Source organism: Ectopseudomonas oleovorans (assembly GCF_003052605.1).
Classification (GTDB): domain Bacteria; phylum Pseudomonadota; class Gammaproteobacteria; order Pseudomonadales; family Pseudomonadaceae; genus Aquipseudomonas; species Aquipseudomonas oleovorans_A.
In genome coordinates, this window is the sequence record NZ_QASO01000140.1 from 529 (window position 1) to 11,325 (window position 10,797).

Consider the following 10,797-nt stretch of genomic DNA (forward strand, 5'->3'; position numbering starts at 1 on the left):
CCCGCATGGTGGCGCTAAAGCTCACCGGCTGAAAGCCGGTGGTTTTAACCTTTCGATGGAAAATAAAGGCGACCCTGTTTCAGATCTGATTCAGTTGCGCCTTGAGCAAATCGCGAAAGGTCTGAATCAGCGGCTCGCGGGTACGTCCCCGGCGCAGGATCAGCGAGAACGGGGCCTGGTAGCCAAATACCGCTGGCAGCAATACCCGCAGCTTGCCCTGATCCACCCAGGGCTGGGCGTAGTGCTCCGGCAGATAGCCAATGTAGGCGCCGGAGAGCACCAGAATCAGCTGCGCCTCCATCGACTCCACGGTAGCCGCGCTGTGCTTGAAGCCATGGCGAGCCAGTTCGGCCTGGCTCCAGTAGCCACGACCGACCATGCGTTGCTGGGTGATCAGCTCTTCGGGAATCCGCCGCTGCTCGAACAAGGCATGCCGCTCGCTGCAATACAGCCAGTGCTGCTCACGGTACAGCGGCTGGTAGACCAGCCCGTTCATGCGCGTGGAAAAGGCACCAATGGCCAGATCCAGGCGGTTGTCCAGCACCGCCAGTTGCAGCTCGTAGGGGCTCATCACCGACAGGTGCAGGTGCACACCCGGGTGCTCCTGGCTGTAGGCGCCGATCACCTCGGCCAGCGGCAGAGCCGGGTCGCTGACGGTGGAGTCCAGCACACCTAGGTTGAGGGTGCCGCGCAATTCGCCCTTGAGCGCCGCCGAATAGCGCTCGAAACCTTCCAGTTCGCCGAGCAGGCGCAGGGTTTCCTGGTGAAACAGCTCGCCCTTGCTGGTCAGGCTGAAGCCGCCACGGCCGCGATGGCAAAGCACGATGCCGAGCTGACTCTCCAATTGGCTCATGTAGGTGCTGATCGCAGAAGTGGACAGGTTCAGTTCCTGGAGCGGGTCGAACGCTGGGCTGCCATCGGCATGCTCCTGCTGGCCGGCGCGGTGTTCTACGTGATGGGGCAGAAGTTCGAGTTCGCCAGCCTCCTGGCCATGCCGACCGAGCCGCGCAACGAAATCAACCCCGGCATCGCCTTCGATATCGTCATCGCCACCGCGTTTTCCTGGATTCCGCTGGCCGCCGACTACAACCGCAACTGCCGCACCCAGGGCGTGGCTGGGGTCGGTACCTGGGTCGGTTATGTCGCCGCCACCCTGCTGGCCATGGGTCTGGGCGCCACGGTATCCGGCTTCTCGGTACTGACCGGCATGGAGCAGACCTACGACCCGGCCGTGCTGTTGGCTGGTTTCGGCTTCGGCTTGCCGGCGGCCATCGTGGTGTTCCTCTCGGTAATGACCACCAATGTCATGTGCGTCTACAGCGCTTCGCTGTCGTACCTCAACATCAGCCCGAAAACCCCATTCTGGAAGCCGGCACTGTGCATCGGCGTGCTGTCGATCCTCGGCTCGCAGATACCCGGTATCCTCGACAATTTCCAGAGTTTCCTGCTGGTGATCGGCAGCGTGTTCATCCCAGCCTTCGCCGTGCTGATCGCCGACTACTTCCTGATCCACAGGGGCGACTACGCGGTGGATGAGCTGCTCAGTGAAGATGGCGGCCGCTACCGTTACCTGAGCGGCTTCAACCCGGCCGCCTTCCTCGCCTACGGCCTGGGCGCGGTGCTGGCCTACTACTGGGACTGGGTCTCGCCGCTGGCCTGGGGCGCTTCGCTGCCGGTGTTCCTGATCACCGCTGCCAGCTACGCCGTGCTACGGCGCTGGGTGCTGGTGCCGCGGGCGCAGCTGGCGTAGCGTGATGGCGAACGTGGCGGGTTGCACCCGCCCTACCGGAAACGACGCCCCGTAGGGCGGGTGCAACCCGCCACCGAAGCCACCGCAGGGTGCGAACCCGGCTTGAGGAACCACCATGAAAATCGTCAGCCGTGACCGTTGGTTCGAGGTAGAGCACCGCCACGATGGCATCTGCCTGATCCACGAGCCTTACGTGCGCCCCTTCTATCGCTGCAACATGTGGCATGTGCAGGGGCGCGAGCATGACGTGCTGATCGACTCCGGCTCCGGGCTGGTCAGCCTGCGCGAGCAACTGCCCTGGCTGACCGAAAAGCCGCTGCTGGCGGTGGCCAGCCACTGCCACTTCGACCATATCGCCGGGCATCACGAATTCGATGAGCGCCTGGTACATCCGGCCGAGGCCGATATCCTCGCCGCACCGAACGGCGCCAATACTCTGGCCACCGACTTCGTCGGCGACGACATGTTCGAAGCGCATCCGGATTGCCCGCTGTGCTACGCCGAATACCGCGTACGGGCAGCGCCAGCCACACGCCTGATCGAGGATGGCGACGTGCTGGATCTGGGTAATCGGGTATTGCAGGTGCTGCACACGCCAGGGCATTCACCCGGCGGCATCAGCCTATGGGAAGCGCAGACGCACACACTGTTTTGCGGCGACATTCTCTACGATGGCCCGCTGATCGAAGATGCCTACCACTCGAACCTGGAAGATTACGCGCGCAGCCTTGCGCGCCTGCGCGAGCTGCCCGTACGCACCGTGCACGGCGGACATTTCGCGAGTTTCTCGGGGCAGCGGATGCGCGAGCTGATAGAGGCCTGGTTCGACGCCCATCAGCTCACTTGAGACTTCAGCGACTACGCTGGAGCGCTTCGCGCCGCAGGCGCTCCTGCTCGGCTTCGCTGATACGAATTGGCTGAGGTTGCGGGACAAGGCCAAGGGCCTGCAACAGGGCTTGCAGTTGTTCTTGCAGCTTGGCGAGCATGGGTACGACCTCCTGCCAAGTAAAGGGAAGAGCCAGCGGCTCATTTATCAGATTAGGCCGGACAAACCGGATTTCAACCAGGCGCCGTCAAATTACCGGGCTCTTGCGCCGATAAGGGAATACGTCGATCACCTTGCCCGCCCGAATCGCCTCCTGCAATTGTTTCCAGTAATCGGCCTCATAGAGATTGCCATGCAACTGGCTGAACAGCCGGCGCTGCTTGATATCAGCGAACAGGAACGGCGGAAACTCCTCGGGGAACACGTCCATCGGCCCCACCGAATACCAGGGCTCGGAACTCATCTCGTCCTCGGGGAAACGCGGCGGCGGGATGCGCCGGAAGTTCACTTCGGTGAGAAAGCAGATCTCGTCGTAGTCGTAGAACACCACGCGGCCATGGCGGGTGACACCGAAGTTCTTCAGCAGCATGTCACCAGGGAAGATATTGGCCGCCGCCAGTTGCTTGATGGCCAGGCCGTAGTCATCCAGCGCCTCGCGCACCTGCGCCTCGTTGGCAGTTTCAAGGTAGAGGTTGAGCGGGGTCATGCGCCGCTCGGTCCAGCAGTGTCGTACCAGCACGGTGTCACCCTCCACCACCACGGTGGACGGCGCCACCTCCAGCAGCTCGGCGAGGCACTCGGGCTCGAACTTGGCCTTGGGGAAACGGAAATCGGCGAACTCCTGGGTATCGGCCATGCGCCCTACGCGGTCGACACTTTTCACCAGGCGGTACTTCTCGATCACCGTCTTGCGGTCCACCGTCTTGGCGTGAGCGAAGCGGTCCTTGATGATCTTGAACACGGTATTGAAGCCCGGCAGGGTGAACACGCTCATGACCATGCCACGCACGCCGGGCGCCATGATGAAGCGATCATCGGTGCTGGCCAGGTGGCCGATCAGGGCGCGGTAGAACTCGGACTTGCCGTGCTTGTAGAAACCGATCGAGGTGTACAGCTCGGCGACGTGCTTGCCCGGCAGGATGCGCTTGAGAAAGCCGACGAACTCGGCCGGAATGGCCACGTCCACCATGAAATAGCTGCGGGTGAAGGAGAAGATGATCGACACCTCCGCCTCGTCGGTGATCGCCGCATCGGCCTGGATGCCCTGCCCTTCGCGGTGCAGCAGCGGGATCGCCAGCGGCCACTGTTCCTCGCGGTTATAGATGCGTCCGATCAGATAGGCGCCCTTGTTGCGGTACAGCACCGAGGAAAACAGCTCGATGCACAGCTCCGGGTCCTTGCACACCCAGTCCGGCAGGCTGGCGCGCAGTTGCTCTTCCAGGCGCAGCAGATCACGCGGCAGATCCTCGTAGGGGGCGTCGAAACGGTAATCGTCGAAGATCGCCTGCAGCGCCAGGTGCAGCTCGCCAGCCGGCCGATAGCTGCGCGTCTGGGCGGCACCGGGCTGGTTGCGTAGCGATGGCCGGGTGGTATGGATGAACATGCAGCCATCGCTGATCTGGTCATGGCTGAACAGGCTGCAGAAGATCGAGTTGAACCAGGTTTCCGCCAGCTCATCGTCGAAACGCAGATCGATCAGGGCGATATAGGCGCTCTTGACCAGCGGCCACTGCCCGACGTCCAGCAGCGAAGCATCGAACCCTTGCAGCAGATGCTCACGGGTTTCTGCGACCTTCTCCTCATACAGGTTGATGCGCGCCGCCGAAGCCTGCTGCGCCTCCTGCCATTGCGCCTGCTCGAAGCGCACGCGCGCGCCATCGGTGATCTGGCGAAAATGCTCGCGGTAATCATCGAACCCCTCGAGGATCAGGCGAGCGATCTCGCCGGCCGGCCATTGTTGCGCCATGGAAGTACCTCGCAAGAAAATGAGTGAAGCGAGCTTAGCCTCAACGCCTGCCAAAGGTAGCCCGGATGTAATCCGGGGACTATCGCTCAAGTCCTCCCGGATTTCATCCGGCTACAGGATGGCGCAAATCTTGTTCGAAAGCGCAATGCGGATTGCCAGCGCCTCACCCAGCAGCAACACTCGCGTTCCCACCCTGCCGGATACTTCGCCTTGCGTACCGCCGACCTGCTCCGCCTGCTGCTGCTCGCCGCCATCTGGGGCGCCAGCTTCCTGTTCATGCGCGTTGCCGCCCCCGTGTTGGGAAGCATGCCGACCGCGTTCTTTCGCGCCAGCTTCGGCGCGCTGGGGCTGCTCGCACTGCTTTTGCTGCTGCGCACGGACTGGGACTTTCGCGGCAAACTGCGCATCTGCCTGGTTTTGGGCGTGATCAATGCAGGCCTGCCGTCGGCCATGTATTGCCTGGCAGCACTGATTTTGCCGGCTGGTTATTCGGCGATTTTCAACGCCAGCACCCCGCTGATGGGTGTATTGATCGGCGCACTGTTTTTCCATGAGGGCATCACCCGCAGCAAGGCGGCGGGCGTATTCCTCGGCCTGCTTGGCGTGGCGGTGCTGACCCGCACCGGCCCGGTGGCCTTCGACCTGCAACTGCTGCTCGGTGCCGGCGCCTGCCTGGTGGCCACCACCTGCTACGGCTTCGCTGGTTTTCTTACTCGACGCTGGATCGGCCAACAAGGCGGCCTGGACAATCGCCTGACCGCCTTTGCCAGTCTGGTGGGGGCCAGCCTGTTCCTGCTGCCGCTGTTCGTCGGCAGCCTCGCGCTGCAACCACCGCCAAGCTGGGGTGACATCGAGGTGTGGCTGTCGCTGGCCGCCCTCGGCCTGGTCTGCACGGCCTTCGCCTATGTGCTGTATTTCCGTTTGCTGGCCGATATCGGGCCGATCAGGGCCAGCACCACCACCTTCCTGATCCCGCCGTTCGGCGTGTTGTGGGGCGCGCTGCTGCTGGGTGAGCCGCTGAGCTGGGACTACCTGCCCGGCTGCCTGCTGATCGCGTTGGCGCTTTGGCTGGTGATGCGCCCAAGCGTGACCAAAAGGTAGCCCGGATGAAATCCGGGAGACAGGCGGTGAATGCTCCCGGATTGCATCCGGCTACGGACTGGTAGTCAGGCCAGGCGTGGCGAAAGCCTATACTGTAGGAGTGGCGCCCCGCCGCGAATCTGGGCGCGCGAAATTGAAAAGCTTCGCCCCGGGGCGGGGCTCCTACGAAAGTAGCCATTTAGAAAGTAGCCCAATGAAATCCGGGGCGCAGGCGGCGTGACTCCCCGGATTGCATCCGAGCTACGGACTGGCGGTCAGGCCAAGCGTAGGTGGATCGCGCTTCATTGATCCACCCGCCTGCAGCTGCTTTACTGCTGCAGCTCCTGCTCGGTGAACATATCGCTGAACAGCATGCTCGACAGATAGCGCTCGCCGGAGTCCGGCAGGATCACCACCATGGTCTTGCCCTGCATCTCTGGTTTCTCCGCCAGACGCACCGCCGCCACCATCGCTGCGCCGCAAGAGATACCGCAGAGAATGCCCTCCTCACGCATAAGGCGCAGGGCCATGGCCTTGGCTTCGTCGTCAGTGACCTGCTCGACCTGATCGACCATCGCCAGGTCGAGGTTCTTCGGTACGAAACCGGCGCCGATGCCCTGAATCTTGTGCGGTGCCGGCTTGACCTCGTCACCGGCCAGGGTCTGACTGATCACCGGCGAACTCACCGGCTCCACCGCCACCGACAGAATCGGCTTGCCCTGGGTCTGCTTGATGTAACGCGAAATGCCGGTGATGGTGCCGCCGGTGCCGACGCCGGAGACCAGCACGTCGATGGCGCCTTCGGTGTCACGCCAGATTTCCGGGCCGGTGGTCTTTTCGTGAATGGCCGGGTTGGCCGGGTTCTCGAACTGCTGCGGCAGGTAATAGTGAGGATTGGCTGCCACCAGCTCGTTGGCCTTCTCGATCGCGCCCTTCATACCCTTGGCCGGCTCGGTCAGCACCAGTTCGGCGCCAAGGGCCTTGAGCACCTTGCGCCGCTCCAGACTCATCGAGGCCGGCATGGTCAGCACCAGCTTGTACCCGCGCGCAGCGGCGACGAAGGCCAGGCCGATGCCAGTGTTGCCCGAGGTCGGTTCGACGATGGTCATGCCCGGTTTGAGCACGCCGCGCTCCTCGGCATCCCAGATCATGCTGGCACCGATGCGGCACTTGACCGAATAGGCCGGGTTGCGCCCCTCGATCTTGGCGAGGATGGTCACACCTTTCGGCCCCAGGCGATTGATCATCACCAGCGGCGTGTTACCGATGGCCTGGGAGTTGTCAGCGAAAATGCGGCTCATAATTCCTTCCTAAGCAGATGGACGATGAATAAGGGGCACCAGCCTATGCCCAGGTGCAGCGTCAGTCCAGCCGAACAGAATGCCGCGCACGCAGTCCATCGAAGATAGATCACTCGATGGACTGTCCGATGAAACGACGCTACAGCTGGCCCCTTAGGGCTCTGTTTGTTGCACTGCTGCTGGTGCTGGCGGCGCAGCTAACGCTGCCCTGGTTGATCCGCGACTACCTCAACGACAAGCTCGCCGACATGGGCGACTACCGCGGGCATATCGCTGATATCGACCTGGCCTGGTGGCGCGGCGCCTATCGCATCAACGACCTGCGCATCGTCAAGAGCAGCGGCGACGTACCAGTACCGCTGCTCGACGCGCCGCTTATCGATCTGGCGGTAAGCTGGCGGGCATTGTGGTCAGAACACGCCGTGGTCGCGGAAGTGTTCTTCGAGCGTCCACAACTGAATTTCGTCGATGGCGGCGAAAACGACCAGGCCACCCAGACCGGTGCCGGCACCGACTGGCGCGATCAGTTGAACAAGCTGCTGCCCATCACCCTCAACGAACTGCGGGTGATCGACGGCCGCATCAGCTTTCACAACTTCAGCACCGACCCCCAGGTGGAACTGAGCGCTGACCAAATCAACGCCAGCCTCTACAACCTCACCAACGTCGGTGACGAGCCGGGCGACCGCGTCGCGCACTTCGGAGGTCGCGCGCTGTTGCTGGAGCACGCGCCACTGGAGGCCGAGGCAACCTTCGATCCATTCGAGCAGTTCGAAGATTTCGAGCTACGCCTGCGCGCGAAGGACATCGACCTGACACGCTTCAACGACTTCGCCCACGCCTACGGCCGCTTCGACTTCAAGCGTGGCAACGGCGACCTGGTGATCGAAGCGCAAGCCGAGAACGCCCAGCTCAACGGCTACATCAAACCCCTGCTGCGCGATGTCGAGGTGTTCGACTGGGAGCAGGACGTCGAAGACGAAGATAAAGGTGTACTGCGCTCGCTTTGGGAGGCCATCGTCGGCGGCAGCGAGACGCTGTTGAAGAATCAGCGCCGTGACCAGTTCGCCACCCGTGTCGAACTCAGCGGCAGCGTGCACGACCAGCAGACCAGTGCATTCCAGGCCTTCATCGCCATCCTGCGCAACGCGTTCGTCGAAGCCTTCACACCCCGCTACGAACGCCCACCACCTCAACAGGACGGCAGCTGAGCTGTAGTCGTAAGCAGCGGTGACCGCCCATTCAGTGACTGAATACTGCGTCTGCGTTCACAGCCACCTGAGCTGCGCGTTATAGTCGCGCTCTGAATTTCTGCTGCGGGCCGGCCCCGCGCGTTACCGTTGCGAGGATTTTCCGATGAAGTTCGAAGGCACCCAGTCCTACGTCGCCACCGACGACCTCAAGCTCGCGGTCAACGCCGCCATCACCCTGCAGCGCCCACTGCTGGTCAAGGGTGAGCCGGGTACCGGCAAGACCATGCTTGCCGAACAACTGGCCGAGGCCTTCGGCGCCAAGCTGATCACTTGGCACATCAAGTCCACCACCAAGGCGCACCAAGGCCTGTACGAATACGATGCGGTCAGCCGCCTGCGTGATTCGCAGCTCGACTCGGACAAGGTCCACGACGTTCGCAACTACATCAAGAAGGGCAAGCTGTGGGAGGCCTTCGAGGCCGACGAACGCGTGATCCTGCTGATCGACGAGATCGACAAGGCCGACATCGAGTTCCCCAACGATCTGTTGCAGGAACTCGACAAGATGGAGTTCTACGTCTACGAGACCAACGAGACGATCAAGGCCAAGCAGCGCCCGATCATCATCATCACCTCAAACAACGAGAAGGAACTGCCGGACGCCTTCCTGCGCCGCTGCTTCTTCCACTACATCGCCTTCCCGGATCGCGACACGCTGAAGAAAATCGTCGATGTGCACTACCCCAACATCAGCGGCGAGCTGGTGGCCGAGGCGCTGGACGTGTTTTTCGACGTGCGCAAGGCGCCAGGCCTGAAGAAGAAGCCTTCGACCAGCGAGCTGGTGGACTGGCTCAAGCTGCTGATGGCCGACAACATCGGTGAAGCCGTGCTGCGCGAACGCGATCCGACCAAGGCCATCCCGCCGCTGGCAGGCGCCCTGGTGAAGAACGAGCAGGATGTACAACTGCTCGAGCGCCTGGCCTTCATGACCCGCCGCGCTTCTCGGTAACGGACACTGATCTGAAACTGTAGGAGCCAGCTTGCTGGCGATCCGACGCACTGCCGATGTTACTGATCGCCAGCAAGCTGGCTCCTACACAGAGCGCCCCAAACGGGGAATGATTCTGCAAGTGAGGGTGCAGCCATGCTGCTCAACCTGTTCAACGAAATGCGCGCGGCCAAGGTGCCGGTGTCGGTGCGCGAGCTGCTCGACCTGATCAACGCGCTCAAGCACAACGTCGTGTTCGCCGACATGGACGAGTTCTATTACCTGGCGCGGGCGATCCTGGTGAAGGACGAACGTCACTTCGACAAGTTCGACCGTGCCTTCGGCGCCTACTTCAAGGGTCTGGAAAACCTCAACCAGCACATCGAGGCGATGATCCCCGAGGAATGGCTGCGCAAGGAATTCGAGCGCCTGCTCACCGACGAGGAAAAGGCGCAGATCCAGAGCCTCGGCGGCCTGGACAAGCTGATCGAAGAGTTCAAGAAGCGCCTCGAGGAACAGAAGGAAAAGCACGCCGGCGGCAACAAGTGGATCGGCACCGGCGGCACCAGCCCGTTCGGCTCCGGCGGCTACAACCCGGAAGGCATTCGCGTCGGCGATGCCGGCAAGCGCCAGGGCAAGGCCGCCAAGGTGTGGGACCAGCGCGAGTACAAGAACCTCGACGATCAGGTCGAGCTGGGCACGCGCAACATCAAGGTGGCGTTGCGCCGCCTGCGCAAGTTCGCCCGCCAGGGCGCAGCCGAAGAGCTCGATCTGGACGGCACCATTGAACACACGGCGAAAGACGGTGGCCTGCTCAATATCCAGATGCGCCCGGAGCGACGCAACACGGTCAAGCTTCTGTTGCTGCTGGACATCGGCGGCTCGATGGACGCCCACGTCAAGGTCTGCGAGGAGCTGTTCAGCGCCTGCAAGACCGAGTTCAAGCACCTGGAATACTTCTACTTCCACAACTTCATCTACGAGAGCGTGTGGAAGAACAACATGCGCCGCACCAGCGAGCGCACCTCGACGATGGACCTGCTGCACAAGTACGGCGCCGACTACAAGGTGGTGTTCGTCGGCGACGCGGCCATGGCGCCCTACGAAATCACCCAGGCCGGCGGCAGCGTCGAGCACTGGAACGAGGAAGCCGGCTACGTCTGGATGAAGCGCTTCACCGAGAAATTCAAGAAGATCATCTGGATCAACCCCTACCCCAAGGACACCTGGAGCTACACCGCCTCCACGGGCCTGGTGCGCGAGCTGATCGAAGATCGCATGTACCCGCTGACCCTGCAGGGTCTGGAAGACGGCATGAAGTACCTGTCCAAGTAAGGCATCGAGCCACAACGAGAAACGCCGCGAACCCTGCACAGGATTCGCGGCGTTTTTGTATCCCGGAGGCAATCCGGGAATATTGCGAAAGAGCCCCCGGATAGCATCCGTATATGGACTCCTCCCGTTTTGCCAGTGAAATAATCTGCCTCTGAACCTAGGTACGACTGCTTCCGTATATTCGACTTCTGATAAGGCGTTAGCCTTGAGCCATGATGAATTTCGCTCCTGTGCGCCTAACCGGGCTAGCGGCCTTGCAAAGCAGAGGGCCGATGGATGCAGCAGGTTACACACAGGTCGGTGCGACCGGTTCGTCATCAGTTCATGTCACTGTGCAATCGAGTGGATCTCTACTACG

9 protein-coding genes and 1 pseudogene are annotated in these 10,797 nt (G+C 62.1%); 6 read left to right on the plus strand and 4 right to left on the minus strand.

Annotated elements, in window-relative coordinates:
- Positions 1 to 79: 79 nt before the first annotated feature.
- A pseudogene (locus DBO86_RS25175) lies at positions 80 to 892 on the minus strand (LysR family transcriptional regulator); the annotation flags it as partial.
- A 30-nt stretch (positions 893 to 922) separates the two neighbouring features.
- On the opposite strand from DBO86_RS25175, the gene DBO86_RS25180 reads away from it, so the two are divergent.
- A complete protein-coding gene (locus DBO86_RS25180; RefSeq protein WP_244185619.1) occupies positions 923 to 1,750 on the plus strand; it encodes a cytosine permease in 828 nt (275 codons plus the stop codon).
- 115 nt (positions 1,751 to 1,865) lie between these two features.
- A complete protein-coding gene (locus DBO86_RS25185; protein WP_108235189.1) occupies positions 1,866 to 2,597 on the plus strand; it encodes an MBL fold metallo-hydrolase in 732 nt (243 codons plus the stop codon).
- A gap of 4 nt (positions 2,598 to 2,601) precedes the next feature.
- On the opposite strand, the gene DBO86_RS27130 is transcribed toward DBO86_RS25185, so the two are convergent.
- Positions 2,602 to 2,736 carry a PA1414 family protein gene (locus DBO86_RS27130; RefSeq protein WP_255311570.1) on the minus strand — a complete coding sequence of 45 codons (135 nt, stop codon included), beginning with the start codon at positions 2,734 to 2,736 and terminating at the stop codon, positions 2,602 to 2,604.
- An 87-nt stretch (positions 2,737 to 2,823) separates the two neighbouring features.
- Entirely contained in the window at positions 2,824 to 4,542 is a 1,719-nt protein-coding gene (gene aceK, locus DBO86_RS25190; RefSeq protein ID WP_108235190.1) for a bifunctional isocitrate dehydrogenase kinase/phosphatase, read from the minus strand.
- A 210-nt stretch (positions 4,543 to 4,752) separates the two neighbouring features.
- On the opposite strand from aceK, the gene DBO86_RS25195 reads away from it, so the two are divergent.
- Positions 4,753 to 5,643 carry a DMT family transporter gene (locus tag DBO86_RS25195; RefSeq protein WP_003461635.1) on the plus strand — a complete coding sequence of 297 codons (891 nt, stop codon included), beginning with the start codon at positions 4,753 to 4,755 and terminating at the stop codon, positions 5,641 to 5,643.
- Positions 5,644 to 5,951: 308 nt separating this feature from the next.
- Here DBO86_RS25195 and cysK read toward each other — a convergent pair whose 3' ends face one another.
- Positions 5,952 to 6,923 (minus strand): cysteine synthase A, encoded by a 972-nt coding sequence (gene cysK, locus DBO86_RS25200; protein ID WP_084340656.1) that lies wholly within the window; start codon positions 6,921 to 6,923, stop codon positions 5,952 to 5,954.
- A gap of 128 nt (positions 6,924 to 7,051) precedes the next feature.
- On the opposite strand from cysK, the gene DBO86_RS25205 reads away from it, so the two are divergent.
- The 3 genes from DBO86_RS25205 to DBO86_RS25215 all read left to right on the plus strand — a co-directional run bounded on the left by DBO86_RS25205 (position 7,052) and on the right by DBO86_RS25215 (position 10,439).
- Positions 7,052 to 8,134: a DUF748 domain-containing protein gene (locus DBO86_RS25205; protein WP_108235191.1), complete on the plus strand. Its 1,083-nt coding sequence runs from the start codon at positions 7,052 to 7,054 to the stop codon at positions 8,132 to 8,134.
- A 145-nt stretch (positions 8,135 to 8,279) separates the two neighbouring features.
- Entirely contained in the window at positions 8,280 to 9,125 is an 846-nt protein-coding gene (locus tag DBO86_RS25210; RefSeq protein ID WP_108235192.1) for an AAA family ATPase, read from the plus strand.
- Positions 9,126 to 9,260: 135 nt separating this feature from the next.
- Positions 9,261 to 10,439 carry a vWA domain-containing protein gene (locus DBO86_RS25215; protein ID WP_108235193.1) on the plus strand — a complete coding sequence of 393 codons (1,179 nt, stop codon included), beginning with the start codon at positions 9,261 to 9,263 and terminating at the stop codon, positions 10,437 to 10,439.
- Positions 10,440 to 10,797 lie beyond the last annotated feature (358 nt).

Coding starts and splice junctions, on each gene's coding strand:
- DBO86_RS25205 (WP_108235191.1), top strand. CDS start 7,052: ATGAAACGACGCTACAGCTGGCCCCTTAGGGCTCTGTTTGTTGCACTG.
- cysK (WP_084340656.1), bottom strand. CDS start 6,923: ATGAGCCGCATTTTCGCTGACAACTCCCAGGCCATCGGTAACACGCCG.
- DBO86_RS25215 (WP_108235193.1), top strand. CDS start 9,261: ATGCTGCTCAACCTGTTCAACGAAATGCGCGCGGCCAAGGTGCCGGTG.
- aceK (WP_108235190.1), bottom strand. CDS start 4,542: ATGGCGCAACAATGGCCGGCCGGCGAGATCGCTCGCCTGATCCTCGAG.
- DBO86_RS27130 (WP_255311570.1), bottom strand. CDS start 2,736: ATGCTCGCCAAGCTGCAAGAACAACTGCAAGCCCTGTTGCAGGCCCTT.
- DBO86_RS25210 (WP_108235192.1), top strand. CDS start 8,280: ATGAAGTTCGAAGGCACCCAGTCCTACGTCGCCACCGACGACCTCAAG.
- DBO86_RS25180 (WP_244185619.1), top strand. CDS start 923: ATGCTCCTGCTGGCCGGCGCGGTGTTCTACGTGATGGGGCAGAAGTTC.
- DBO86_RS25185 (WP_108235189.1), top strand. CDS start 1,866: ATGAAAATCGTCAGCCGTGACCGTTGGTTCGAGGTAGAGCACCGCCAC.